At 70.2% G+C, this 25827-nt stretch carries 25 protein-coding genes and 1 pseudogene; 16 read left to right on the plus strand and 10 right to left on the minus strand.

The window, feature by feature from the left end:
- The first annotated feature begins 198 nt into the window (after window positions 1-198).
- Window positions 199-1950 (plus strand): BCCT family transporter, encoded by a 1752-nt coding sequence (locus tag QMK30_RS30020; protein ID WP_502963251.1) that lies wholly within the window; start codon window positions 199-201, stop codon window positions 1948-1950.
- Between the two features lie 71 nt (window positions 1951-2021).
- On the opposite strand, the gene QMK30_RS30025 is transcribed toward QMK30_RS30020, so the two are convergent.
- The gene (locus QMK30_RS30025; RefSeq protein ID WP_283521474.1) at window positions 2022-2648 is read right to left on the minus strand and encodes an FAD-dependent oxidoreductase; all 627 of its coding nucleotides are present in this window, start codon (window positions 2646-2648) and stop codon (window positions 2022-2024) included.
- 91 nt (window positions 2649-2739) lie between these two features.
- Here QMK30_RS30025 and QMK30_RS30030 point away from each other — a divergent pair, with 91 nt between their 5' ends.
- Both QMK30_RS30030 and QMK30_RS30035 read left to right on the plus strand, forming a co-directional pair.
- Entirely contained in the window at window positions 2740-3765 is a 1026-nt protein-coding gene (locus QMK30_RS30030; RefSeq protein WP_283521475.1) for an oxidoreductase, read from the plus strand.
- Between the two features lie 34 nt (window positions 3766-3799).
- The gene (locus QMK30_RS30035; RefSeq protein WP_283521476.1) at window positions 3800-5437 is read left to right on the plus strand and encodes an ABC-F family ATP-binding cassette domain-containing protein; all 1638 of its coding nucleotides are present in this window, start codon (window positions 3800-3802) and stop codon (window positions 5435-5437) included.
- 303 nt (window positions 5438-5740) lie between these two features.
- On the opposite strand, the gene QMK30_RS30040 is transcribed toward QMK30_RS30035, so the two are convergent.
- The 3 genes from QMK30_RS30040 to QMK30_RS30050 all read right to left on the minus strand — a co-directional run bounded on the left by QMK30_RS30040 (window position 5741) and on the right by QMK30_RS30050 (window position 9337).
- Window positions 5741-8125 (minus strand): Tex family protein, encoded by a 2385-nt coding sequence (locus QMK30_RS30040; protein WP_283521477.1) that lies wholly within the window; start codon window positions 8123-8125, stop codon window positions 5741-5743.
- A gap of 90 nt (window positions 8126-8215) precedes the next feature.
- Window positions 8216-8353 (minus strand): LPFR motif small protein, encoded by a 138-nt coding sequence (locus QMK30_RS30045; protein WP_283521478.1) that lies wholly within the window; start codon window positions 8351-8353, stop codon window positions 8216-8218.
- 102 nt (window positions 8354-8455) lie between these two features.
- A complete protein-coding gene (locus QMK30_RS30050; RefSeq protein ID WP_502963252.1) occupies window positions 8456-9337 on the minus strand; it encodes an SCO6745 family protein in 882 nt (293 codons plus the stop codon).
- 111 nt (window positions 9338-9448) lie between these two features.
- Between QMK30_RS30050 and QMK30_RS30055 the strand changes: the two genes are divergently transcribed.
- Complete coding sequence (locus QMK30_RS30055) at window positions 9449-10414, plus strand: GlxA family transcriptional regulator (RefSeq protein WP_283521479.1); 966 nt, start codon at window positions 9449-9451, stop codon at window positions 10412-10414.
- Between the two features lie 39 nt (window positions 10415-10453).
- Window positions 10454-11092, plus strand: a complete 639-nt coding sequence (locus tag QMK30_RS30060) for a DJ-1/PfpI family protein (protein ID WP_283521480.1) — start codon at window positions 10454-10456, stop codon at window positions 11090-11092.
- On the opposite strand, the gene QMK30_RS30065 is transcribed toward QMK30_RS30060, so the two are convergent.
- Window positions 11079-11858: an enoyl-CoA hydratase/isomerase family protein gene (locus QMK30_RS30065; protein WP_283521481.1), complete on the minus strand. Its 780-nt coding sequence runs from the start codon at window positions 11856-11858 to the stop codon at window positions 11079-11081. The two genes, QMK30_RS30060 and QMK30_RS30065, sit on opposite strands and share 14 nt — an antisense overlap.
- Window positions 11859-11938: 80 nt before the next feature.
- On the opposite strand from QMK30_RS30065, the gene QMK30_RS30070 reads away from it, so the two are divergent.
- Together QMK30_RS30070 and QMK30_RS30075 are read left to right on the plus strand one after the other, a co-directional pair.
- Window positions 11939-12604, plus strand: a complete 666-nt coding sequence (locus tag QMK30_RS30070) for an HdeD family acid-resistance protein (RefSeq protein WP_283521482.1) — start codon at window positions 11939-11941, stop codon at window positions 12602-12604.
- A 100-nt stretch (window positions 12605-12704) separates the two neighbouring features.
- Complete coding sequence (locus tag QMK30_RS30075; protein ID WP_283521483.1) at window positions 12705-13208, plus strand: ATP-binding protein; 504 nt, start codon at window positions 12705-12707, stop codon at window positions 13206-13208.
- On the opposite strand, the gene idi is transcribed toward QMK30_RS30075, so the two are convergent.
- The 4 genes and pseudogenes from idi to galE all read right to left on the minus strand — a co-directional run bounded on the left by idi (window position 13174) and on the right by galE (window position 16521).
- Window positions 13174-13767 (minus strand): isopentenyl-diphosphate Delta-isomerase, encoded by a 594-nt coding sequence (gene idi / locus QMK30_RS30080; protein WP_283521484.1) that lies wholly within the window; start codon window positions 13765-13767, stop codon window positions 13174-13176. The two genes, QMK30_RS30075 and idi, sit on opposite strands and share 35 nt — an antisense overlap.
- A gap of 121 nt (window positions 13768-13888) precedes the next feature.
- Window positions 13889-14249, minus strand: a pseudogene (locus tag QMK30_RS30085) (GNAT family N-acetyltransferase); the annotation flags it as partial.
- A 208-nt stretch (window positions 14250-14457) separates the two neighbouring features.
- Window positions 14458-15396 carry a cation diffusion facilitator family transporter gene (locus tag QMK30_RS30090; RefSeq protein ID WP_283521485.1) on the minus strand — a complete coding sequence of 313 codons (939 nt, stop codon included), beginning with the start codon at window positions 15394-15396 and terminating at the stop codon, window positions 14458-14460.
- A 141-nt stretch (window positions 15397-15537) separates the two neighbouring features.
- Complete coding sequence (gene galE / locus QMK30_RS30095) at window positions 15538-16521, minus strand: UDP-glucose 4-epimerase GalE (RefSeq protein WP_283521486.1); 984 nt, start codon at window positions 16519-16521, stop codon at window positions 15538-15540.
- A gap of 254 nt (window positions 16522-16775) precedes the next feature.
- On the opposite strand from galE, the gene QMK30_RS30100 reads away from it, so the two are divergent.
- The 7 genes from QMK30_RS30100 to QMK30_RS30130 all read left to right on the plus strand — a co-directional run bounded on the left by QMK30_RS30100 (window position 16776) and on the right by QMK30_RS30130 (window position 23810).
- Window positions 16776-18557 (plus strand): DUF5941 domain-containing protein, encoded by a 1782-nt coding sequence (locus tag QMK30_RS30100; protein WP_283521534.1) that lies wholly within the window; start codon window positions 16776-16778, stop codon window positions 18555-18557.
- Entirely contained in the window at window positions 18554-19306 is a 753-nt protein-coding gene (locus QMK30_RS30105) for a phosphocholine cytidylyltransferase family protein (RefSeq protein WP_283521487.1), read from the plus strand. The genes QMK30_RS30100 and QMK30_RS30105 overlap by 4 nt, the downstream gene beginning before the upstream one ends.
- Complete coding sequence (locus tag QMK30_RS30110) at window positions 19294-20355, plus strand: iron-containing alcohol dehydrogenase family protein (protein WP_283521488.1); 1062 nt, start codon at window positions 19294-19296, stop codon at window positions 20353-20355. The genes QMK30_RS30105 and QMK30_RS30110 overlap by 13 nt, the downstream gene beginning before the upstream one ends.
- Window positions 20333-21115, plus strand: coding sequence for a CDP-alcohol phosphatidyltransferase family protein (locus QMK30_RS30115; protein WP_283521489.1), 783 nt, complete (start codon window positions 20333-20335; stop codon window positions 21113-21115). The genes QMK30_RS30110 and QMK30_RS30115 overlap by 23 nt, the downstream gene beginning before the upstream one ends.
- Before the next feature lie 5 nt (window positions 21116-21120).
- Complete coding sequence (locus QMK30_RS30120) at window positions 21121-21993, plus strand: glycosyltransferase family 2 protein (protein WP_283521535.1); 873 nt, start codon at window positions 21121-21123, stop codon at window positions 21991-21993.
- A 94-nt stretch (window positions 21994-22087) separates the two neighbouring features.
- The gene (locus QMK30_RS30125; protein WP_283521490.1) at window positions 22088-23023 is read left to right on the plus strand and encodes an ABC transporter permease; all 936 of its coding nucleotides are present in this window, start codon (window positions 22088-22090) and stop codon (window positions 23021-23023) included.
- On the plus strand, window positions 23016-23810 hold the full coding sequence (locus QMK30_RS30130) for an ABC transporter ATP-binding protein (RefSeq protein ID WP_283521491.1): 795 nt from the start codon (window positions 23016-23018) through the stop codon (window positions 23808-23810). The genes QMK30_RS30125 and QMK30_RS30130 overlap by 8 nt, the downstream gene beginning before the upstream one ends.
- A 254-nt stretch (window positions 23811-24064) precedes the next feature.
- On the opposite strand, the gene QMK30_RS38930 is transcribed toward QMK30_RS30130, so the two are convergent.
- On the minus strand, window positions 24065-24238 hold the full coding sequence (locus tag QMK30_RS38930; RefSeq protein ID WP_502963253.1) for a hypothetical protein: 174 nt from the start codon (window positions 24236-24238) through the stop codon (window positions 24065-24067).
- 99 nt (window positions 24239-24337) lie between these two features.
- Here QMK30_RS38930 and QMK30_RS30140 point away from each other — a divergent pair, with 99 nt between their 5' ends.
- Entirely contained in the window at window positions 24338-24598 is a 261-nt protein-coding gene (locus QMK30_RS30140) for a WHG domain-containing protein (protein WP_283521492.1), read from the plus strand.
- A 315-nt stretch (window positions 24599-24913) separates the two neighbouring features.
- Complete coding sequence (hpnC, locus tag QMK30_RS30145) at window positions 24914-25816, plus strand: squalene synthase HpnC (protein WP_283521493.1); 903 nt, start codon at window positions 24914-24916, stop codon at window positions 25814-25816.
- Window positions 25817-25827 lie beyond the last annotated feature (11 nt).

Raw genomic sequence — 25827 nt, forward strand, 5'->3', positions numbered from 1 at the left:
TCTGGGGCCTTCGAATCCAAGGCGGAGGAGGGAGTGATGGCGGAGCCATCGCGACTGACGACAACGCCGGAGGCGGAGGTCCCAGGCGCCGCGACGCCGCTGCCAATCGTGGGTGAGGTCGTTAGAAAGTTGTGATGTGCGGCACTTGTGGTAGGGGGTAGCGGAGACTGAAACGCACCCCTGTGAGAGGTACTGCCTGTGACGCACGACGGACCACATACGAGTGATGCGGGGAAGGGGTCAGTACCTGTCCATCTTCCCGGCAGCCCTCATGAAACCCCGGCTCCCCAGACCGACCGCATCGTGTTCGGCGTCACCGCCGTCTTCACGGTGGCCTTCGTGGTCTGGGGCGCCGTGGCGACCGAGCAGCTGGAAAGCGTCTCGGGCAGGCTCCTGAAGGGGTTGATGCACAACGGCGGTTGGGCTTTCATGCTCGCCGCCTCCGGCTTCGTCGTCTTCGCCCTGTGGCTCGCGATCAGCCGCTACGGGAGGATCACCCTCGGTGAGGAGGGGGAGAAGCCCGAGTTCCGCACGGTGTCCTGGGTCGCGATGATGTTCAGCGCCGGTATGGGTATCGGCCTGATGTTCTTCGGCGTCAGCGAGCCTCTCTCACACCTCGGCTCGCCCCCGCCCGGCACCGACCCCGCCACCTCGGCGGAGGCCATGCAGACGGCGATGGCCACCACCCTGTTCCACTGGACGCTCCACCCGTGGGCGATCTACGCGGTGGTCGGTCTCGCCATCGCGTACAGCACCTTCCGGCGCCGCAGGCGCCAGACGATCAGCGCGGTCTTCACCCCGCTCATCGGCGAGAAGCACGCCAACGGCGGTGTGGGCCGGGGGATCGACATCCTCGCGATCTTCGCGACGCTCTTCGGCTCCGCCGCCTCGCTGGGCCTCGGCGCCCTTCAGATCGGCAGCGGAGTCCAGGAGCTGGACTGGAAGAAGACGGTGGGCACCGGCCTGCTCGTCACGATCATCGCTGTGCTCACGATCGCGTTCGTCGCTTCCGCCATCTCCGGTGTGGAGAAGGGCATCCAGTGGCTGTCCAACATCAATATGGTGCTCGCCGGACTCCTGGTCCTGTTCGTCTTCATCGTGGGCCCGACCATCTTCATGCTCGACCTGCTGCCGACCTCCTTGGGCGCGTATCTGGGTGATCTGCCGCAACTCATCGGGCGGACCGAGGCGACAGGCAACAAGGACGTCGCGGACTGGCTGGGCAGCTGGACCGTCTTCTACTGGGCCTGGTGGATCTCCTGGACGCCGTTCGTCGGCATGTTCATCGCCAGGATCAGCCGCGGCCGTACGATCCGTCAGTTCGTCGGCGGCGTCATCCTGGTGCCGAGCACGGTCAGCCTGCTGTGGTTCGCCGTCTTCGGCGGCACGGCCATGAAGCTGCAGGAGGCTGGAAAGCTCTCCGACGAGGCGACCCCCGAGGGCCAGCTCTTCGGCGTACTCCAGGAGTACCCCATCGCCACCGCGACGAGCCTGCTCGTCATGATCCTGGTGGGCATCTTCTTCGTCTCGGGCGCCGACGCGGCGTCCATCGTGATGGGCACGCTCTCGCAGAAGGGCTCCTTCGAGCCCAGCAAGTTCGTGGTCATCTTCTGGGGTGTGGTCACGGGCGCGGTCGCGGCCGTGATGCTGCTCATCGGCGACGGTGAGAGCGACGCACTGGCCGGACTGCAGAATCTGACGATCCTCGTAGCGGCGCCCTTCGCCGTCGTGATGATCGGCATGTGCTTCGCGCTGATGCGCGACCTGCGCAAGGACCCGCTGATCGTGCGCGGCGAGAAGGGCGTGGAAGCAATCGAGACGGCGGTGATCGCCGGCCACGAGCAGTACGACGGTGACTTCGAGCTGCAGATCGGCCCGGGTACCGGTGACACCGACACCAACGGGGAATCCGGCACGAACGGGATGGAAGAGCCCGCAGGGCGCCCCTGAGACGGTTGCCGCCGACCGCGCAGTGCCGCTCGCGCGGCGTGGCCGGCGGCCCCGCCCGGTCCCACCGTTCCTCAGCCCGCGACCAGCCGGGCCGCATCCCGCGCGCAGCCCCACGCGACGGTGACCCCCGCGCCCCCGTGCCCGTAGTTGTGCACGCACAGCGCCCCGGACGGCAACCGCTCCGCGGCCGGCCGCACCCCGCCCGCGCGCGCCGGACGCAGCCCGACCCGGTGCTCCAGGATCCCGGCGCCCGCCACCTCGGGCCGCACCCGGGAGCAGCGCTCCACGATCGCCCGCGCGACAGCCGGATCGGGGTCCGTGTCCCAGTTGTCCTCCTGGGCGGTGCCGCCGAGGACCAGGCCGTACGGATCCTCCCGCAGCCCCGGTACGTCGGCGGCCCACGGCCCGAGACCGGCCAGTGCGGTGCCCGTCATGACCCCCTCCACCAGCCGCACGCCCGTCTCGTCGGGGGAGCGGGCCAGGTGCTCGTACACCCGCAGTGAGGCCAGCGACCAGGCGCCCACCCGTTCCGCGGGCTCGATGCGATACGGCCACCACAGCGCGCCCGCCACCGCGGACGTCGTCGCGTCCACCTGCTCCCTGCTCCACACCCGTACCGGAGTGCCACTTTCCGCGAGGGTGACGGCCGTCGTCAGCCCGATCGCCCCGCCACCCACCACGATCACTTCGCTGCTCATGGACGGACCCTAAGGGGTGTCCGGTCGAAGGACGCCAATCGAATGTGTGATGCCACGCTCACGACACGTCATCAGTGGGAATACTCAGGACATGTCTGTCGAGTACGCGACCTTCGGGCTGGCTCCCGCGATGCGCGCCGGGGGAGTCCTCAGCAATGGCGCCTACCAAGTGCACCGTGAATTCATGGACTTCGTCGTCGACGGCCGCCCCCTGCTGTACCGGCTCTCCGACCTCGACGCCGTCTCCCCGCTCGCCTCGGACGTACCGCCCGCCATCTTCACCGAGCAGGTGCGCAGCCTGCTGCTCGAGGCGGACGCACCGCTGGCCGACGGCCGGTACATCATCTACGGCTGCCCCGAGTGCGAGGGACTGGAGTGCGGAGCGGTCACCGCCGTCATCGAGCGGGCGGGCGAGGACTTCGTCTGGCGCGACTTCGCCTGGCAGACCAGCGAGGTCGCCGACCTGGAGATGAACGGCTACCACGGCATAGGCCCCTTCCGCTTCGAAGGCGAGCAGTACCGCGCCGCACTGGAACGGCTGGCGACCGGCGCCGACGAGCCGCCCGCCCGCCGCCGCGTCCTGCTGATCGGCGCACGCGTCGCGGTCCTGGCCAGGCTCGCCGCGGCCCTGCGCATCATCAACATCGGCGCGGACATCACCCATGACGCGGCGCACGCCCCCGCCGAGGAGCTGCGGGAGTACGGGGCGGTGGCCTTCGGGGAGTCGGTCGACGAGCAGGAACGCACGGCCGTGCAGGCCGCCTTCGCACGGGCCGGTGCGGACGTCGCCTACATTGACGCTCTGGCGCCCATCGTCCCGCTGCTCGTCGCCCAGATCGAGCAGGCCCTGGACCGCAGTCCACTGGAGCAGCGCCGACTGACACAGCTGGTGGCCGTCGAGGGCGAGGCGGGTGTGGAGGTCACGTCGACCTGCCGGGTGCAGCTGATCTCGTACCGCCTGGATCGTCTCCACCGGGCTCACACCCATGACGTATTCGACGCCGTGCTGGACCCCGGCAAACACCGGATCGCGCTGGACGAGCAGGCGACAAGGGGGCGGTCCTTCATCGTGGCGCGCACGATGGGAGGTGTGCTCGTGGCCCCCATGGTGCGCTGAGCCCCAAGGGCCGTTCGATAGGATCCGTGGCCTGATGACTGCAACTCTCGTCGCCAAAGATCTCGCCGCGGGCCACGGCGACCGCTCGCTCTTCTCCGGCCTCGACCTGGTCGTCGCACCCGGTGACGTGATCGGTCTCGTTGGTGTCAACGGCGCGGGCAAGTCCACGCTGCTGCGCCTCCTCGCCGGACTCGACACCCCCGAGGGCGGCGAGCTGCGGCTCTCGCCGCCCACCGCCACCGTCGGTCACCTCCCGCAGGAGCCCGAGCGGCGCGAGGGCGAGACGGTACGGACGTTCCTCGCCCGGCGCACCGGAGTCGCCGCCGCGCAGCTCGCGCTGGACGAAGCGACGCAGGCACTCGTCGACGAGACGCCGGGCGCGGACGACGCGTACTCCACGAGCCTGGAGCGCTGGCTCGACCTCGGCGCCGCCGACCTCGACGAGCGGGCCGAGGAGGTCACCGCCTCGCTCGGTCTGACCGTCGGCCTCGACCGGCCCATGACCGAGCTCTCCGGCGGCCAGGCCGCCCGAGCGGGCCTCGCCTCGCTGCTGCTGTCGCGCTACGACGTCTTCCTCCTCGACGAGCCGACCAACGACCTCGACCTGGACGGCCTGGAGCGACTTGAGCGCTTCGTCGCCGGACTGCGCGCCGGAACCGTCGTCATCAGCCACGACCGGGAGTTCCTGACCCGTACGGTCACCAAGGTCCTGGAGCTCGACCTCGCCCAGCAGCAGATCACGCTCTACGGCGGCGGCTACACGGCGTACCTCGAAGAGCGGGAGACCGCCCGCCGGCACGCCCGCGAGGGGTACGAGGAGTACGCCGACAAGAAGGCGGGTCTCGAAGCGCGCGGCCACATGCAGCGCTCCTGGATGGACAAGGGCGTCAAGAATGCCCGCCGCAAGGCGACCGACGGCGACAAGCTCGGCCGCAATGCCCGCAGTGAGGCCAGCGAGAAGCAGGCCGCGAAGGCGCGCCAGACCCAGCGCATGATCGAGCGCCTGGACACGGTCGATGAGCCCCGCAAGGAGTGGGAGCTGCACATGGAGATCGCGACGGCGCCGCGCTCCGGGGCGGTCGTGGCGACCCTGCGCGAGGCCGAGCTGCGCCGCGGCGACTTCACGTTCGGCCCCGCGTCGCTCCAGATCGACTGGGCGGACCGCGTCGCGATCACCGGCGCCAACGGCGCGGGCAAGTCCACGCTGCTCGCCGTCCTGCTCGGCAGGCTGACACCGGACGCGGGATACGCGACGCTCGGCCCCGGGGTGGTGGTCGGCGAGGTCGACCAGGCCCGCGGCCTCTTCTACGGTACGGAAACGCTCCTGGCCGCGTTCTGCGCGGCGGTCCCGGACACCGAACCGGCGGAAGTACGCACCCTGCTGGCCAAGTTCGGCCTCCGGGCGGATCACGTTCTGCGCCCCGCCACGACGCTCTCACCGGGGGAGCGGACCCGGGCGGCGCTCGCGCTGCTTCAGGGCCGGGGCGTGAATCTGCTGGTCCTGGACGAGCCGACGAACCATCTGGACCTGGTGGCGATCGAGCAGCTGGAATCGGCGCTCGACACCTACGAGGGCACGCTGCTGCTGGTCACGCACGACCGCCGAATGCTGGACGCGGTCCGCACCACGCGGCGCGTCGAGGTCACGGACGGCAAGGTGCACGAGCACTGAGGGGTGGGGGCGGTGTGCGGCGGCTGGGTCCGGGTGCGGGGGCGGTTCGGTGCGGGTTGCCTGCGGCGCTGTCCCCTACCCGTGCCTTCCCGCTGCGACATGGTGCGGCTGCCGCCGCGTGGCGGGGACAAGCCCCCGGACCCCCGGGGCACCCTTCAGGCGTGTCCTCGATCGCCGGACAGGCTGAACCTTTCAGCCTGTCCGGCGATCGAGGACCGGGGTCTGGGGCGGAGCCCCGGTTACGGGAAGGGGTGGGGAACAAGCCCGGTGCAGCGGCAGCGGCACCCGCAATCCCCTGCCGCCTCAGCCCCGCTTCGGGTCCGTAAGCCCTGCCTTGCGCAGCGCGTCCGCCATCGCGCTGTTCGCCGGAGCAGGTGCCGGACGGCCGCCGCCACCACCTCCAGGGCTCCCGCCCCCACGCTGCTGCGGACGCCCCTGCCGCTGCTGCGGCGGCCTGCCACCCGAGCCGCCGGAGCCCCGCTCACGCTTCTGGCCGCCACCGCCCGGCTGCGACGCATCGTCGTCCAGCCGCAGCGTCAGCGAGATCCGCTTGCGCGGAATGTCCACCTCCATGACCTTGACCTTCACGACGTCGCCGGACTTGACGACGTCCCGCGGGTCCTTGACGAAGGTCCTGGACAGCGCCGACACATGGACCAGACCGTCCTGATGGACGCCGACGTCCACGAACGCACCGAACGCCGCGACGTTCGTGACGACGCCTTCGAGCACCATCCCGGGCGCCAGGTCGCCGAGCTTCTCGACGCCCTCCTTGAAGGTCGCCGTCTTGAACGCGGGCCGCGGGTCGCGACCGGGCTTCTCCAGCTCCCGCAGGATGTCCGTGACGGTGGGCAGCCCGAACTTGTCGTTCACGTAGTCGGCCGGCTTCAGCGACCTCAGCACCGGCGCGTTACCGATGAGCGTGCCGACCCCGCTGCCCGCGGTCTTGACCATCGCCCGCACCACGGGGTACGCCTCGGGGTGCACGCTCGACGCGTCCAGCGGGTCGTCGCCGCCCTGGATCCGCAGGAAGCCCGCGCACTGCTCGTACGCCTTCGGACCCAGCCGTGCCACGTCCTTGAGGCCCTTGCGGGAGCGGAAAGGACCATTGGCGTCCCGGTGCGAGACGATGTTCTCGGCGAGTCCGGAGCCGATGCCGGAGACCCGCGAAAGCAGCGGCGCGGACGCGGTGTTGACGTCCACGCCCACCCCGTTCACACAGTCCTCGACGACCGCGTCGAGCGAGCGCGACAGCTTCACCTCGGACAGGTCGTGCTGGTACTGGCCGACACCGATCGACCTGGGGTCGATCTTGACCAGCTCGGCCAGCGGGTCCTGGAGGCGGCGCGCGATCGACACCGCGCCCCGGATCGTGACGTCGAGATCCGGCAGCTCCTGCGAGGCGAAGGCGGACGCCGAATAAACGGACGCGCCGGCCTCCGACACCATCACCTTCGTCAGGTTCAACTCCGGGTGCTTCTCGCACAGTTCACCGGCGAGCTTGTCGGTCTCGCGGGACGCCGTGCCATTGCCGATCGCGATCAGCTCGACGTTGTGGTCCTTGGCGATGCGCGCCAGCTTGGCGAGGGACTCGTCCCACCTGTTCTGCGGGACGTGCGGGTGGATCACGTCCTGCGCGACGACCTTGCCGGTCGCGTCCACGACGGCGACCTTCACACCCGTACGGAATCCCGGGTCGAGTCCGAGCGTGGCGCGGCTGCCCGCGGGGGCCGCGAGGAGCAGGTCACGCAGATTCGCCGCGAAGACCTTGACCGCCTCGTCCTCGGCGGCCGTGCGCAGCCTCAGCCGCAGGTCGATCCCGAGGTGCACCAGGATCCGGGTCCGCCATGCCCAGCGCACCGTCTCGCCGAGCCACTTGTCGCCGGGGCGGCCCTGGTTGGAGATCCCGAAGCGGTGGGCGACCATGGCCTCGTACGCGGAAGGGCCTGGCTCGTCGGACGGCTCCTCCGGCTCCAGGACCAGGTCGAGTACGTCTTCCTTCTCGCCCCTGAGCATGGCCAGCACCCGGTGCGACGGCAGTGCGGTGAAGGGCTCGGCGAAGTCGAAGTAGTCGGCGAACTTGGCGCCCGCCTCCTCCTTGCCCGACCGGACCTTCGCGGCCAGCCGGCCCCGCGACCACATGCGCTCCCGGACCTCGCCGATCAGGTCGGCGTCCTCCGAGAAGCGCTCGGTGAGGATGGCCCGCGCGCCCTCCAGCGCGGCGGCGGGGTCCGCGACGCCCTTGTCGGCGTCCACGAACGCGGCGGCCACGGCCAGCGGGTCGCGTCCCGGGTCGCCGAGCAGGCCCTGGCCCAGCGGCTCCAGGCCGGCCTCGCGCGCGATCTGCGCCTTCGTCCTGCGCTTGGGCTTGAACGGCAGGTAGATGTCTTCCAGCCGGGCCTTGGTGTCGGCGGCCCGAATCCGTGCCTCAAGGGCCTCGTCCAGCTTGCCCTGTTCGCGTACGGACTCCAGGACCGCGGCCCGTCGCTCCTCCAGCTCGCGCAGATACCGCAGCCGCTCCTCAAGGGTGCGCAGCTGCGCATCGTCGAGCTCCTCGGTCGCTTCCTTGCGGTAACGAGCGATGAACGGCACGGTCGAGCCGCCGTCGAGCAACTCGACGGCGGCTCGGACCTGCCGCTCCTTGACGCCGAGTTCCTCGGCGATACTGCCTTCGATGGACGTCGTCACGATGTTCCCGACTCGCCTTCTCCTGCGGGCTGTGCTTGAGCCTGCATTGTGCAGGGTTGTCGGGTCCTCTGTCGCGCGCCCACCGGCCGATCAGGCCCGGCGCCCTCCGCGCGAAGCGGTGTTCGACGCACCGCCGAACAGCTTTGCCACCAGCCGGAAGGGCAGTGTCACCACCGTGGCGATGGCCGACCCGATCGTACGGAACACGTCTCCTATCGCACGAAGCACGTTGAACCTCCTGATGTTTCGGTGTCTCGCTGTTTCGTTTCCGACATCGGTACGGGTTGCCGCGATTGCCGCGCGCAAACTCCCCGACACGGGACAGTCCCATTACCCGGCCATGGGCCCGGTCGTCAGCTGTTCAAATCGGCGGGGAAGGCGCCCGCCCCGAGCGCGGCTCCGAGAAAGGCGCGCCCCACTTCGGTGAGCCGCTCGACGTTCTGCCGCGCCCAGGTGCTCGTACGGCGCCGCGTCGAGCCGGTCCGTCGCCTCCTCCAGCTCCTGCCGCAGCTGTACGCCGGCCTCGGTCAGGGCGCCTTCGCCGTCCAGCAGCCCGCGCTCCCGCAGCCGCCCGGACGCCGCTTCCCAGTCCGCCCGGCGCCAGCCGCGGGTGGCCAGGATCCAGCGGGGAGACATGCCCTTGCCCGTCGCGGTATGGCTGACCAGCGCCTCCAGCGGGTCGAGCCCGGCGCCGAGCAGGGCGGTCAGATGGCCGTCGCCGCGGTGCTCGCGCAGCAGTGTCGCGGCGTGCCAGTACGCGACGTGGGGCAGCTCGGGCACCGGCAGGTCGGCGTGCGCGGCGTACAGCGGGCGGGCATGCGGGGTGCAGGCCTCGGCGGCGCGCAGGGCGAGCCCGGCCGCCTCCGCCATCAGGCCGGAGCCCACGGCCTCCTCGCCGAGCAGCCGCCGCAGTGTGCTGTCGACGGCGCGCGACCGCGCCGCGAGAACGGTCTCGGGTGCGGCGGTCCGCCACACCTCGGGGACGTGGCGGGCCACGAGCTCATGGTTGAAGTTGTAGAAGGTGGCGCTGATCACACCGGGCCCGACCGCGCCCATGGCCGCGGCGCGGCCCGCGAAGTAGGCGGCGTTGTTGTCCTCGACACCCACTCCGGCGAGCTCCTTGGCGAAGTCCGGGGAGAAGTACACCGTCGAGTGCAGCGGATTGAGAGCGTTGTGGCAGCGGCGACCGGCGCGCGCGGGCAGAGAGGTCATACCCGTACGTTACCGACTGGTCGGTACGTCCGGAAGTGGTGGACCCTAATGGCAGTAAAGGAGGGGTATTCGTCATTGCGGACAACTGCGGAGCGCTGAAGGATGGAGCCCATGACGCAGCGATCCGTACTGGTCGTGCTCTTCGACGACGTCCAGAGCCTCGATGTGACCGGCCCGGTGGAGGTATTCGCCGGCGCCGCCCACTGTGTGGGCGAATCGGACGCGTACCGCATCCGTACCGCTTCGCTCGACGGTGCTCCGGTCCGCACCACCAGCGGGCTCACGATCGTCCCCGACGGCAGCCTCGCCGACGAGCCCCCGCCGCACACCCTGGTCGTCCCCGGCGGGCGCGGCACCCGCGACCCAGATCCGCGCCTGACCGACTGGCTGCGGGCGAACGCCGCGGGCCCAGAGCGGCTGGTCTCCGTCTGCACCGGCGCGCTGCTGCTCGCCGAGGCGGGACTGCTCGACGGGCTCCGGGTGACCACGCACTGGATGGTCTGCGACCACCTCGCCCGCAGCTTCCCGGCCGTCGAGGTCGACCCGGACCCGATCTATGTGCGGGACGGCAGAGTGGCGACCTCCGCAGGCGTCACCGCGGGCATCGACCTCGCGCTCGCACTGGTCGAGGAGGACCTGGGCAGGGACGTGGCACTGACCATCGCCCGCCATCTCGTCGTGTTCTTGCGACGCCCGGGAAACCAGGCGCAGTTCAGCGCCCAGCTCGCCGCCCAGACGGCTCAGCGCGAGCCGTTGCGGGAGGTTCAGCAGTGGATCACCGAACACCCCGGGGGTGATCTGTCGGTGGAGGCGCTGGCCGGCCGTGCCCGACTCTCACCCCGGCACTTCGCCCGCGCCTTCAGATCGCAGACCGGCAGCACGCCCGGCCGGTACGTGGAGCGCGTACGCCTGGAGCACGCCAGACGGCTCCTGGAGGACTGCGCGGACGGCGTCGAGGAGATTTCCCGCACTTGTGGCTACGGCACCCCGGAAGCGATGCGCCGCGCCTTCGTGAAATCACTCGGCACCGCGCCCGCCGAATACCGGCGCCGCTTCCGCACCCAGCCGGCCGACTGACCGGCACCACCCACCCGACCAGCCCTGGAGAAGGAACCCATGACACAGATCGCCATCCCGCTCTTCGACCGCTTCACCTCGCTGGACGCCGTCGGCCCCTACGAGATCCTCTGCCGCCTGCCGGACGCCGAGGTGGTCTTCGTCGCCGAACGGACCGGACCGGTCCCCAACGACAGGGGCGAGCTGGCGCTCGTCGCGACCCACACGTTCGCCGACGTCACGAGCCCCGACATCGTCGTCGTGCCGGGCGGCCCCGGCCAGTCCGACCAGATGGAGAACGAGGCGCTGCTCGGCTGGCTGCGCGCCGTCGACGCCACCACCACCTGGACGACCTCGGTCTGTACGGGCTCGCTGCTGCTCGCCGCGGCCGGCCTGCTCACCGGCCGCCGGGCCACCTCCCACTGGCTGGCCCTCGACGACCTGAAGACCCTCGGAGTCGAGCCCACCGGGGAGCGGGTCGTCTTCGACGGGAAGTACGTCACGGCGGCGGGAGTCTCCTCCGGCATCGACATGGGCCTCACGCTGAGCGGCAGGATCGCGGGCGACCGGCACGCCCAGAGCGTGCAGCTGATGGTGGAGTACGACCCTCAGCCGCCCTACGACGCCGGATCGCCCGACAAGGCCCCCGCCGAGATCGTCGAGGAGTGGCGGGAGCGGAGCCGCTTCATCCCCGAGTAGTCCAGGTGAAGCGGGGCGTGCGGCGCTCCAGGAAGGCGGCGACCCCCTCCGCGGTGTCGCCGCTGCCGCGCGCCTCCTTGGCCCAGTGGGCATCCCGGTCGGACCGGCCCGCGATGAACTCCTTCGTCGCAGCCTGCGTCAGCTGCGAGCGCAAGGCCAGCACCCGGGTGAACTCGGTGACGCGCTTGTCGAGCTGTCCGGCCGGCAGCACCTCGTCGACCAGGCCGGTGCGCAGCGCCCGCTCGGGGTCGATCAACTCGGCCGAGAACAGCAGGTACTTGGCGGCCGACGGCCCCACCAGGGCCGCGAGCCGCCGGGTGGACGACGCAGGGTAGACGATCCCGAGCCGCGCCGGGGTGACGCCGAAGGAGGCACCCTCCTCGGCGAACCGCAGATCGCAGGCCGCAGCGAGCTGGCAGCCGCCGCCCACGCAGTAGCCGCGTACGGCGGCGAGCGTCGGCTTGGGGAAGGCGGCCAGGGCCTCCTCGGCCCGCACCGCGAGATCCTGCGGGGCGTCATCGGGCAAGAGGCCGTCCACGGGGCCCCGGTCCGGCGCGCGCAGCGAGGAGATGTCAGCGCCGGCGCAGAAGGTGTCCCCCTCGCCGGTCAGCACCAGCGCCCGTACCTCCGGGTCCGCGGCGAACCGCTCCAGCAGTCCGGGCAGCGCGCGCCACATCTGCGCGGTCATGGCATTGCGCTTGGCCGCATTGCTGATGACGACGGTGGCGACCCCGTCCATGACGCTGTGCTGCAGATGCGGCTCCATGCGCCGGATGCTATCCGGACCGTGCGAACCTATGATCGATGAGGGGCCGAGAAGTGGACGCAGCTGTCTGAGGAGTGGTCATGGCCGGTCCGACAGGTGAGGGCAAGAAGCTCAAGCGCGGCTTCGGCTGGCTGACGCTGCTCGGGGTGATCCTCGTGCTCGGCGGCCTCGTCGGCCTGGTGTACACGGGTGTCGCCACGCTGACCTCGATGCTTCTCTTCGGCTGGCTGCTGCTGATCGGCGGTCTCGTCGGGTTGCTGCAGGCGGTCCAGTCCCGCGGTTCGAACTTCTTCTGGCTCGGCGTGGTGGTCGCCGCGCTGAACCTCGCGGCCGGCATCGTCGTCATCCGGCACCCCGAGGGCACGGCGGAGGCGCTGACGATGTTCGCCGCGCTGCTGTTCCTGACCGGCGGTGTCTTCCGGCTGGTCGGCTCCGTGGTGGTGCGCGGCCCGCAGTTCGGCTGGACGCTGGTGCAGGGCGCCTTCGGTGTACTCCTTGGCCTGCTGGTGCTCTTCGACTGGCCCCACAGCAGTCTCTACGTCCTGGGCTGCTTCTTCTCGCTCGCGCTGCTCTTCGACGGGCTCGGCCTGGTCGCCATCGGCACGGGTGGCCGCCGGATCGTCACCATGGTCTCGGACAGCATGACTTCGAACGCCACGGTCCCGGAAACCACCGGGAAGCCGGAGGCGTATGGGGACAGTGCACCGACCGCATCACCAGAAGGTCAGGAACAGTCACACAACTGACGTTCTCGCAAGCAGGCCGGTCATATTTCGCCGATTGTTGCTGACTTGTGTTCAGATCCCCGGTCCGGACCAGCTCGTTCCCAACACTCGAAGCGTGGTGATGAGCGAACACGGTTCCACCGACCATGCCCCGGCAGTCCCGATTGCCCCGGCCGGCTACGAAGGGGTCTGGAGGTTCACGGCCCCGGCGGTCGACGTATCGGTTCCCCAGGCCCGACACGCCGTCCGGGATCTGTTGAATCGTCAGGGCGTCCCAGCGCGCGACGAGCTGGTGCAGGGGCTCCTGCTCATCGTCTCCGAGCTCGTCACCAACGCCGTACGGCACGCGGCTCTGCTCTCGCCCGAGCTGGCCGTCGAGGTCGCGATCGGTACGGATTGGATCAGGGTGTCAGTGGAGGACAACCACCCCTACCGGCCCAGGGCCCTGGAAAGGGACTACGCGCAGACCGGCGGGCGGGGGCTGCTGCTCGTGCGGGAGATCACCGCGGAGGCCGGCGGGGTGTGCGACATGGAGCACACGGCGAGCGGCGGCAAGGCCATCAGGGTCATCCTGCCGCTGGCGGGGTCCTTCACCAGCCCGCCGCAGGCCCCGTCAGCTCTCTGACCGCGGGGCGCGCCGCGTCCAGCACGGTGTGGAACCACGCGGAGAACGGGGCCTGCGCGTGCCGCTCGGCCAGCTCGCCCGCGGTCACGAAGGCCGTCTCGCCGACCTCCTGCGGGTCGGGCCGCAGCGGAGACTGCGCCATCCCGACGAAGAGGTGGTTGTACTCCTGCTCGACCAGGCCCGAAGCCGGGTCCGGGTGGTTGTAGCGGACGGTGCCCGCCTCGGCGAGCAGCGACGGGGAGATCCCCAGCTCCTCGTACGTACGCCGGGCGGCCGCGGCGAACGGCGACTCCCCGGGGTAGGGGTGCCCGCAGCAGGTGTTGGACCAGACGCCGGGGGAGTGGTACTTGCCGAGCGCGCGGCGCTGGATCAGCAGCCGTCCCGCCTCATCGAAGAGGAAGACGGAGAAAGCGCGGTGCAGCCGACCGGGAGCCTGGTGGGCGGAGAGCTTCTCCGCGGTGCCGATGGTATTGCCGTCCTCGTCGACCAGCTCAAGCAAGATCTCTTCCACTGTGCCGCTCGACGAGCTGTTCGCCGCGGTGACTGGTGTGGTCGGCATAACCATCCTTCGCTTCGATTCCCGGCCCCAAGTCTGCCGCACAAAAGCGTCTTGTCCGTACTTCGACGGCTTGCCGCATGTCCGCCCCCGCCGCGCGCACGCGGCGGGGGCGGACCGTTCGTCAGACTCCGAAGGCCGTCGGGTAGTGGATCGTGCCCTGCGCGACCGACGCCGAATCATCGAGCACCAGGGCCATCATGGCCTCGTCGGGCACCTCGAAGCCGGGCCGAATCCCGTACGCCGAAGCACGCCCGAAACCGAACTTCGGGTAGTACTCAGGGTGCCCGAACACCAGGACGAGCCGCTCGCCACGCGCGTGCCGCGTCGAGCGCAGCCCTGACGACCGCCGCGCCCGCGCCCCGGCGCCGATACCCGGGAGCCACCGCGGCCGGCGCGAGCGCCGGGGCGGGGGCGTCCCCGCCCCGGCACCGGGTCAGCAGGGCGTACGCCGCCACCTCGCCGTCCGGGGCGATGGCGACGTAGCAGTCGGCGCCAGGCGCGCAGTCGAAGCCGATGTTGCAGACCGGGCTCTCCGCCCGGATCAGGTCGAACGACCCGTCGGGGTGGGGGAGTTCGCCCATGTCGGCCTGCTCGGTACGGATCGCTCAACCGACCCCACGCGCTTCGCCGAACTGCCGCAGCTCGACGAGGAACGGCTCGTACAGATCGCCCGCGGCGGGTCCTGCCGGGTCAGTGGCAGAGCTTCGCCTCGTGCTCGGCGTGACCGCTGGGCTCCAGCTGGAAGGTGCAGTGCTCCACGTCGAAGTGGTCTCCCAGGCAGTTCTGTAGGGAGTGCAGCATTTTCTCGTGCCCCACGGAGTCGAGGGCTTCCTGGCTGACGACGACATGGGCGGACAGGACCGGCATCCCGGAGGTGATCGTCCAGGCGTGCAGATCGTGTACGTCCTCCACCCCGGGCAGCTCCACTATGTGCGCGCGCACCTCGGCCATGTCCACGCCCTTGGGCGCGGCCTCCAGCAGAACCGTCAGCGTCTCGCGCAGCAGCTTCCAGGTGCGCGGCACGATCATGAGGCCGATCAGCAGTGAGGCGATCGGGTCGGCGGCCTGCCAGCCCGTCGCCATGATGATGCCCGCCGAGATCAGCACGGTGACCGAGCCCAGCGTGTCCGCGACCACCTCCAGGAAGGCGCCGCGCACATTGAGGCTGTCCTTCTGTCCCTTGACCAGCAGGGAGAGCGAGATCATGTTGGCGACGAGGCCGATCAGCGCGAAGACGATCGCCGTCCCGCTCTTGGTCTCGGCCGGCGTGATGAAACGCTCGACGGCCTCGAAGAGCAGGAAACCGCCGACCCCGAGCAGCAGCAGACAGTTGGCCAGCGCCGCGAGTATCTCCGCCCTGGCATAGCCGAAGGTGGCGTTCTTGCTGGCCGGGCGGTTGGCGAAGTGAATCGCCAGCAGCGCCATCGCCAGCCCGAGGGCGTCCGTCGCCATGTGGGCCGCGTCCGCCACCAGGGCCAGCGAGTTGGAGACCAGCCCGCCGATGATCTCGACCGTCATCACGGCCAGCGTGATGCCCAGGGCGATGCGCAGCCGTCCCTTGTAGGCGGCGGCCGCCGTGCCCGTGGGCGGTGGTCCGTGGGTGTGCCCGTGATCGTGCCCAGCCCCCATGAGGGACGCCTCCCGGATCCGTGAATGGTCTGACCGGGGCCAGTGAACTACTGGTGGGGGGTATGAGGCAACACGAGACTGAACACCGTTGTCATGTGCTCTGACCTGCGGAAATGACCGCAGGTCAGAGCCCTGGCAAGATCAGTTCCGGCCCGCGTCCGGGTGGCGCAGCAGCCAGCCCTCCCACGCGGACTCCACCATCTCGCGCACTCCGGTACTGGCCGTCCAGCCCAGCTCCTTGGCGATCAGCTCCGACGAAGCGACGGCCCGCGCGGCGTCGCCCGGGCGCCGCGCCTCGATCACCGGCGGCTGGGCGAAACCGGTCACCTCGCTCACCAGATCGGCGAGCTCACGCACCGAGACACCCTCACCGCGGCCGATGTTCACCGTGAGATCCCCTACGCCGTCCCGCGCGGCCAGCGACCGCGCGACGGACAGATGGGCGTCGGCGAGATCCGCGACGTGAATGTAGTCACGTACGCAGGTGCCGTCCGGGGTCGGATAGTCGCCCCCGAAGATGCGCATGGGCTCGCCGCGGGTGATCCGGTCGAAGAACATCGGGATGATGTTGTACACACCGATGTCCGACAGCTCCGGCTTCGCCGCGCCCGCCACATTGAAGTACCGCAGGCAGGCGGTCGAGAAGCCGTGCGCCCGCCCGGCGGCCCTGACCAGCCACTCGCCGGCCAGCTTGGTCTCGCCGTACGGATTGATCGGGTTGCACGGGGTGCCCTCGGAGATGAGCTCGTCCTCGGGCACGCCGTACACGGCGGCGGTGGAGGAGAAGAGGAAGCGCCGCACCCCGGCCGCCACGACGGCCTCCAGCAACACGGTCAGGCCGTACACGTTCTCCCGGTAGTAGACGAGCGGCTGCTCGACAGACTCCCCGACCTGCTTCTTCGCCGCGAGATGCAGCACACCGGTGACGGAGTGCTCGGCGAGCGTCCGGTCGAGCAGCTCCCGGTCGAGCACCGAACCGCGTACCAGCGGCACCTCGGGGGGCAGTCTGTCGGGAATGCCGGACGAGACATTGTCGAGCACGACGACCTGCTCACCCGCCGCCAGCATCGTTCGCGCCACATGCGCCCCGATATAACCCGCACCACCTGTGATCAGCCATGTCATATCGCTCACCCTAGGGCCTGTACGGAACAGGCCACGGGCGGTGGTCGGCGGGAACACGGTTTGTCGGCCGGGGCATTGATCGACCAAGATGATCGCGGCGGGTTGCCCGCGCCCCGTGCCCGTCCGATCGGGGCGTGAACGGGCCGTGAATTCTCGCTTCCGTTCATCCGATAGCCTCTGCCGACATGCCTCCTGCCCGTGACCGGGCCGGAATCTCGCATGCCGCCCTGGTCAGTTCCAAGGAGTGAGTCCGTCTGTCGACCGCCATCCTCATCGGCCCGCCGGTCCCCGGATCGCCGCTCGAAGGCGACCTGCGGTCGCTGGGTTTCGATGTACGGTCCGCCGCCGACGCGGATGAGACAGCTCTGCTGCTCGACGCGACGCCCACCGGTGAGCGCGTCGCGCTCGTCGACCCGCGTTTCGTCGGCCACGTCCACTCCCTGCGCCTCGCGCTGACCGACCCCCGCTTCCCCGCGGCCGCCGCACCCGGCGCGCTCACGGCGCAGCCCGAGGCCCGCGCCGCACTGGCCCGCGCCGTGCGCACCGCGCCGGCCGGGCCCGACGCCGTCGCCGCCGCGCTCGAAGCCGAGGGCACCACCGTGCAGCGGCCCGAGCTCGGCTCGCTGGTCGCAGCCGTTCCCACCGGCGACGCCGAACGCGACCAGGCCCGCGCCGCGGTCGAAGCCGTCGACGAGGAGGCCGTGCGGCTGCGTACCGCGGTCAAGTCCCGCGACGGCTTCTTCACCACCTTCTGCATCAGCCCGTACTCGCGCTACATCGCCCGCTGGTGCGCCCGCCGGGGCTTCACCCCGAACCAGGTCACCACCGCCTCGCTGATCACCGCGCTGATCGCGGCGGGCTGCGCGGCGACCGGCACCCGCGGCGGATACATCGCGGCCGGCCTGCTCCTCCTCTTCTCCTTCGTCCTGGACTGCACCGACGGGCAGCTCGCCCGCTACTCGCTGCAGTACTCGACGATGGGCGCCTGGCTCGACGCGACCTTCGACCGGGCCAAGGAGTACGCGTACTACGCGGGTCTGGCGCTCGGCGCGGCCCGCGGCGGCGACGACGTATGGGCGCTGGCGCTCGGCGCGATGGTGCTCCAGATCTCCCGCCACGTCGTGGACTTCTCCTTCAACGAGGCGAACCACGACGCGCAGTCCAATACGAGCCCCACCGCTGCCCTCTCCGACCGGCTCGACAGCCGTGGCTGGACGGTCTGGGTGCGGCGGATGATCGTGCTGCCGATCGGCGAGCGGTGGGCCATGATCGCCGTGCTGACCGCGGTGACCACGCCCAGGATCGTCTTCTACGCCCTGCTCGTCGGCTGCGCGCTGGCCGCCCTCTACACGACGGCCGGCCGTGTCCTGCGCTCGCTGACCCGCAAGGCGCGCCGCACCGACCGAGCCGCCCGCGCGCTCGCCGAACTCGCCGACAGCGGACCGCTCGCCCAGGGCGTGGCAGCCGTCACCCAGGGCGCGGTGCGCCGGCTTCCCACGTACGTCCCCGTGGCGATCGCCCTGCTCGGCGGCGCGGCCGTCGTCGCGACCGCCGCCTACGCGCCCTTCGGTGGGCTCTGGCCCGCCGTGGCCGCCCTGGCGTACGTCGTCACCTCGGGTCTCGCGGTCGGGCGGCCCCTCAAGGGCCCCCTCGACTGGCTCGTCCCGCCGGTGTTCAGGGCCGCCGAGTACTGCACCGTCCTGGTGCTGGCGGCCCGGTCCGACGCGGACGGGGCGCTACCCGCGGCCTTCGGCCTCGTCGCGGCGGTCGCCTACCATCACTACGACACGGTGTATCGCATTCGCGGCGGCACCGGCGCGCCGCCCCAGTGGCTGGTGCGGACCATCGGCGGCCACGAAGGCCGGACACTGTTGGTGGCCGTACTCGCCGCCGCGCTCTCGACGCAGAACGCACACTTCACCGTGGCGCTGACGGCCCTTGCTGTGGCCGTGGCGCTGGTGGTGCTCGCGGAGTCCATCCGTTTCTGGGTGTCCTCCGGAGCGCCCGCGGTACACGACGAAGGAGAACTCGCATGATCGGCCTCGTACTGGCTGCCGGCGCCGGACGGCGCCTGCGTCCCTACACCGACACGCTTCCGAAGGCCCTTGTGCCCGTGGGCCCTGAAGGGCAGGGCGAGACCATCACGATCCTCGACCTGACGCTGGCCAACTTCGCCGAGGTCGGGCTGACCGAGGTCGCGATCGTCGTCGGCTACCGCAAGGAAGCCGTGTACGCGCGCAAGGAGGAGTTCGAGGCGAAGTACAACCTCAAGCTCACCCTCGTCGACAACGACAAGGCCGAGGAGTGGAACAACGCCTACTCCCTGTGGTGTGCCCGCGACGTGCTCAAGCAGGGTGTGATCCTCGCCAACGGCGACACCGTGCACCCGGTCTCCGTGGAGAAGACCCTTCTCGCCGCCCGCGGCAAGGGCCAGAAGATCATCCTCGCCCTCGACACGGTGAAGAACCTCGCCGACGAGGAGATGAAGGTCATCACCGCCGGCGACCGGGGCGTGCGGCGCATAACCAAGCTGATGGACCCGGCCACCGCGACCGGTGAGTACATCGGCGTCACCCTCATCGAGCCCGAGGCCGCCGAAGAGCTCGCCGACGCGCTGAAGACGACTTTCGATCGGGACCCCGACCTCTATTACGAGGACGGCTACCAGGAGCTCGTGAACCGCGGGTTCACCGTGGACGTGGCCCCCATCGGCGAAGTGACGTGGGTGGAGATCGACAACCACGCCGACCTCGCGAGGGGTCGGGAGATCGCGTGCCAGTACTGACCCGGCTCATCCCGTCCCCGGTCGTCGTCGACATCAGCCGCGGCGCCATGGACGACCTGGCCGGCCTGCTGGCCGACCAGCGGATCTCCGCCTCCGGCAAGCTCGCCATCGCCACCAGCGGTGGCTCCGGTCTTGCCCTGCGGGACAGGCTCGCGCCGGTCCTGCCGGGTGCGGACTGGTACGCCATCGCGGACGGAGCCATCGACTCCGCCGTCAAGTTGGCCGACGACATCAAGGGCAAGCGGTACGACGCCGTGGTCGGCCTCGGCGGCGGCAAGATCATCGACGTGGCGAAGTACGCGGCGGCGCGGGTCGGCCTGCCGATGGTGGCCGTCGCCACGAACCTCGCGCACGACGGGATCTGCTCGCCGGTGTCCATCCTGGACAACGACAACGGCCGCGGCTCCTACGGCGTCCCCATGCCCATCGCCATGGTCATCGACCTCGATGTGATCCGGGACGCCCCGGTCCGCTTCGTCCGCTCCGGCATCGGCGACGCCATCTCCAACATCTCGGCGATCGCGGACTGGGAGCTGTCCCACCGCGTCACCGGCGAGCAGATCGACGGACTGGCCGCCGCCATGGCCCGTACCGCCGGAGAGGCCGTACTGCGCCACCCCGGTGGGGTCGGCACCGACGACTTCCTGACGGTCCTGTCCGAGTCGCTCGTCCTGTCCGGCATCGCCATGTCGATCAGCGGTGACAGCCGCCCGTCGTCGGGCGCCTGCCACGAGATCAGCCATGCCTTCGACCTGCTGTACCCCAAGCGGGCGGCGAGCCATGGTGAGCAGGTCGGCCTCGGCGCGGCCTTCGCGATGCAGTTGCGCGGAGCCCACGACGACGCCGCTCTCTTCGCCGACGTACTGCGCAGGCACGGCCTGCCGGTCATTCCCGAAGAGATCGGCTTCAGCGTCGACGAGTTCGTCAATGCCGTTCAGTACGCACCGCAGACCCGCCCGGGACGCTTCACCATCCTGGAACACCTCGACCTGTCCGCAGACCAGATCAGGGACGCTTACGCCGACTATGTCAAGACCATCAGTAGCTGAACTCCGTCCGGTCGTACACCCCGACGGTGTCAAGGACCGGCGCAGCGGCGAGCACTGGGCCGGGCGCATGTACATGCGAGAGATCTCGCTGCACATCGACCCGTACCTGGTGAACACCAAGATCACGCCCAACCAGCTCACGTACCTCATGGTGGTCGTGGGTGTCATCGGCGGCGCGACCCTGCTGATCCCCGGGCTCCCCGGTGCGATCATCACCGTCCTGCTGTTCCAGCTCTACCTGCTGCTCGACTGTGTCGACGGCGAGGTGGCCCGCTGGCGCAAGCAGACCTCGATCACCGGCGTCTACCTCGACCGCGTCGGCCACTACCTGTGCGAGGCGGCCCTGCTGGTGGGCTTCGGTGTCCGTGGCGCGGACGTCTTCCACCACAACGGCGCCACCAACTGGATGTGGGCCTTCCTCGGGACGCTCGCCGCACTCGGCGCGATCCTGATCAAGGCCGAGACCGACCTGGTCGACGTGGCCCGTCAGCGCAGCGGACTGCCCGCCGTCAAGGACGAGGCATCCGTGCCCCGCTCCTCCGGTCTGGCGCTCGCCCGCAGGCTGGCCGCCGCGCTCAACTTCCACCGGCTCGTCGGCGGCATCGAGGCGAGCCTGGTCATCCTGGCCGTGGCGATCGCCGACTTCATCCTGGGCGACCTGTTCTTCACCCGCCTCGGTATCGCTGTGCTGGCCGGCATCGCGATCGTGCAGACGTTCCTGCACCTGGTGTCCATCCTCGCTTCGAGCAGGCTGAAGTGACGGGCATGAAGGTCGGCGCCGTCATCATCACGATGGGCAACCGGCCCGAGGAACTGCGCGCCCTGCTCGACTCTGTCGCCAAGCAGGACGGCGACCACGTCGAGGTGGTCGTCGTCGGCAACGGCTCCCCGGTCACCGGTGTGCCCGAGGGCGTACGGACCGTGGAGCTGTCGGAGAACCTGGGCATCCCGGGCGGCCGCAACGCCGGCATCGAGGCGTTCGGCCCCGGCGGCACCGAGATGGACGTGCTGCTCTTCCTCGACGACGACGGGCTGCTGGCCGGCCACGACACGGCCGAGCTGTGCCGACAGGCCTTCGCGGCCGACCCGGAGCTGGGCATCATCAGTTTCCGGATCGCAGACCCGGACACCGGGGAGACGCAGCGGCGCCATGTGCCGCGGCTGCGTGCCGCGGACCCGATGCGCTCCTCGCGCGTGACGACCTTCCTCGGCGGCGCCAACGCCGTACGCACGAAGGTCTTCGCCGAGGTCGGCGGGTTGCCCGACGAGTTCTTCTACGCCCACGAGGAGACCGATCTGGCCTGGCGGGCGCTCGACGCCGGCTGGATGATCGACTACCGCTCGGACATGGTCCTGTACCACCCGACGACCGCGCCGTCCCGGCACGCCGTCTACCACCGGATGGTGGCCCGCAACCGGGTCTGGCTGGCGCGTCGCAATCTGCCCGCCCCCCTGGTCCCCGTCTACCTCGGCGTGTGGCTGCTGCTCACGCTGGCGCGACGGCCCTCGGGACCCGCGCTCAAGGCATGGTTCGGCGGTTTCAAGGAAGGGTGGACGACTTCCGCGGGACCCCGCCGTCCGATGAAGTGGCGTACCGTCTGGCGCCTGACCCGGCTGGGACGACCTCCTGTCGTCTGACAAGCTCGGGTCTGAAAGCATTGGACGTACGCGGACTGCCGCCAGAGCCTGCGCCCCCACTGCCTGCGCATCTTGAACACGAAAGTTTCAACTTGTGAGTGAGACAACCCAAGACGGCGCGGTCGCGACAAGCGCCCCGCCGTCTCCCGACGACGGACTTACCCCGGCGCAGCTCGCCGTCAAGTACGGCCTGTCGGTGAGCGGCGCCCGACCCGGGCTGATGGACTACGTCCGGCAGCTCTGGGGCCGGCGCCACTTCATCATCGCCTTCTCCCAGGCGAAGCTGACCGCCCAGTACAGCCAGGCCAAGCTGGGCCAGCTGTGGCAGGTCGCCACCCCTCTGCTGAACGCGCTCGTGTACTACCTCATCTTCGGCATCCTGCTGGAAACCAAGCGGGGTATTCCGCACGAGGTCTTCGTCCCGTTCCTGGTGACGGGCGTCTTCGTGTTCACCTTCACCCAGAGCTCGGTGATGGCCGGCGTCCGGTCGATCTCCGGGAACCTCGGGCTGGTCAGGGCGCTGCACTTCCCGCGGGCCTCGCTGCCCATCTCGTTCGCCCTGCAGCAGCTCCAGCAGCTGCTGTTCTCGATGATCGTGCTGCTGATCATCGTGGTCGCGTTCGGCAGCTACCCCTCGCTGTCCTGGCTCCTGATCCTGCCCGCGCTGGCCCTGCAGTTCGTCTTCAACATCGGCCTGGCCCTCATCATGGCCAGGCTGGGCAGCAAGACGCCCGACCTGGCGCAGCTGATGCCGTTCGTGATGCGTACGTGGATGTACGCGTCCGGGGTGATGTTCAGCATTCCGATCATGCTCGCCGACAAGGACGTACCGCCCTGGGTCACGGACGTGCTCCAGTGGAACCCGGCCGCCGTCTACATGGATCTCATCCGCTTCGCCCTGATCGACGGGTACGGCTCCGAGAACCTGCCCCCGCACGTGTGGGCGGTCGCACTGGGCTGGGCGGTCGTCCTCGGCCTCGTGGGCTTCGTGTACTTCTGGAAGGCTGAGGAGCGCTACGGCCGTGGCTGATGACTCGAACGACAAGAATCCGGCACACATCCCCACGGTCATCGCCGACGATGTGCACATCGTGTACCGCGTCAACGGCGGAGGCGGCGGCCGGGGCAGCGCCACGGCGGCGCTGAGCCGCATCGTGCGCGGCGGCAAGCGCGAGTCGCCCGGCGTGCGCAAGGTGCACGCGGTACGCGGTGTCTCCTTCACCTCCTATCGCGGCGAGGCGATCGGCCTGATCGGGTCGAACGGCTCGGGCAAGTCGACCCTGCTGCGCGCCATCGCGGGCCTGCTCCCGACCGAGCAGGGCAAGGTCTACACGGACGGCCAGCCCTCGCTGCTCGGCGTGAACGCCGCCCTGATGAACGACCTGACCGGTGAGCGCAACGTCATCCTCGGCGGCCTGGCGATGGGCATGACGCGCGAGGAGGTGCGTGAGCGCTACGACCAGATCGTCGACTTCTCCGGGATCAACGAGAAGGGCGACTTCATCACGCTGCCGATGCGCACGTACTCCTCGGGCATGGCGGCGAGGCTCCGCTTCTCGATCGCCGCGGCCAAGGACCACGACGTACTGATGATCGACGAGGCACTCGCCACCGGCGACCGCAAGTTCCAGATCCGCTCCGAGCAGCGGATCCGCGAGCTCCGCAAGGAGGCCGGCACGGTCTTCCTCGTCAGTCACAGCAACAAGTCGATCAGGGACACCTGCGACCGCGTGCTGTGGCTGGAGAAGGGCGAGCTGCTCATGGACGGCCCCACGGACGAGGTCATCAAGGCGTACGAAAAGGAGACCGGCCGGTAGGTCGCCTCCCAGCACAGCAGTGAGCCCCCGCCGGACACGTCCGGCGGGGGCTCACTGGCGTTCACACTCCGGCGCGCGACCCGCTCCTGGTGCGCGGGAGCCTCGTCGAGCCCCACGCGCGCGTGCAGCCTGCGCAGGGAGCGTGGCGCGTACGAGGCGTGGCGGCCGAGCACCCGCATCGCGGCGGGCACCAGCATGCCGCGGACCAGCACCGCGTCGATCACGATCGCCAGCCCGCTGCCGATGCCGAACATTCACAGCAAGGTGATGTCGCTCGTACCGAACGCGAGGAAGCTCACCGCGAGCAGACCCGCGGCTATGGTGACCATCCGCCCGGCGCGCGACAGCCCCTCGGTGACCGTGGTGGTCCGGTCGGCCCCCGCGTCGTGCAGCCCCGGGGAGACGGCCGAGCTACGGCTCAAGGCCATGGGGCGCGGCTACATCGCCTTCGCCCTACGCCGGCCCGGCCTGTTCCGCACCGCCTTCTGTCACCCGCACCTCACGGGCGAGGACGAGGGGGGCGACGGGTGGGCCGGGGTGACCCGGGGGGCCCCGAGCCCGAATACCAGGCCTTCGCCCTGCTCGCGGGCGTGCTGGACGCCCTGGTCGAGGCGGGTCGGCTCGACGCGCGGAACCGGGCGGCCTCCGAGGCCGCCGCATGGGCGGGTGTACACGGGCTGTCACTGCTGCTGCTCGACGGCCCGATGCGCCGACTGCCCGAGGCCGCGCGCGAAGCGGTGATCGAGCGCACCCTGGCCGGGGTGGTCGCTGGGATCGTCGCCCCGTAACGCCCCGGAATCATCAACTCCGGCCCGCTTGAGGAAGGTTGGGACTGATCGGTGCGGTCTTGTAATGCGTGCGACACCCCGACATGGTGCTGAGCGTTGTGCAACGTAAGCTGTAACGGTGCTGATTCGCGGCAAGTGGGGCGATACCTCCTCGGGCCCCGGTCAAGGGGTGGTCCGCTACTCGCGAGGACCGGCGGCGTGTCCGAAATGGGATGTATTGGATCGGCAGTGTAGAACGGGAGCTGTGACGGCAATGGCTATGGAATCTCTTCGGCTCCGAGAAGCCTCCGCCGTTCCCGCGCCCGGCAGCCCGCGATGACCGGAGTCAGGCAGGGGCGCCCCGACGCCCACGAGCGCGCCACCCTCTCCAAGGCCGCCGACGAGAACTTCCCGGTGGCCCCCTTCTTCCTGCCGCGCGCCTGGCGCGACGACCTGATGGCCGTGTACGGCTACGCGCGCCTGGTGGACGACATCGGCGACGGCGATCTCGCACCGGGCGGCGCCGACGCCCGCCTGCTGGGCCTCGATCCCGCGCAGGCCGACGACCGGACGGCGATGCTCGACGCCTTCGAGGCCGACCTGCGCCGCGTCTTCGCCCCGGCCGGAGACGGCCCGCGCCACCCGCTGCTGCGCGCGCTGGCCCCCACCGTGCGGCGCTGCGACCTCACCCCCGAGCCCTTCCTCGGCCTCATCGAGGCCAACCGGCAGGACCAGGTGATGCGGCGCTACGCGACGTACGACGAGCTCCTCGCGTACTGCGAACTGTCCGCCAACCCCGTGGGCCGACTGGTCCTCGCGATCACCGGCACCGCGAGCCCCGAACGCATCCGGCACTCGGACGCGATCTGCACCGCGCTGCAGATCGTCGAACATCTCCAGGACGTCAGCGAGGACCTCGGCCGCGACCGGATCTACCTCCCCGCCGACGACATGGCGCGATTCCACGTCACCGAGGCCGACCTGGCCGCCCCGAGCGCCGGCGCATCGGCGCGCGCTCTGGTCGCATTCGAAGCAGAACGCGCCGGGCGCCTCCTGGATGAAGGCACCCCGCTGGTGGGTAGCGTCCACGGCAGACTCAAGCTGCTGCTCGCCGGTTTCGTGGCCGGCGGACGTGCCGCCCTCACGGCGGTCGCGGCCGCCGGTTACGACGTACTGCCCGGACCACCCAAGCCCACCAAGCTCAGCCTGCTGCGCGCAGTGGGAGCTGTCTGGCGATGAAACCGAAGAGA

Origin of the sequence: Streptomyces sp. H27-C3 (genome assembly GCF_030063415.1) — a bacterium.
Taxonomy (GTDB): Bacteria; Actinomycetota; Actinomycetes; order Streptomycetales; family Streptomycetaceae; genus Streptomyces.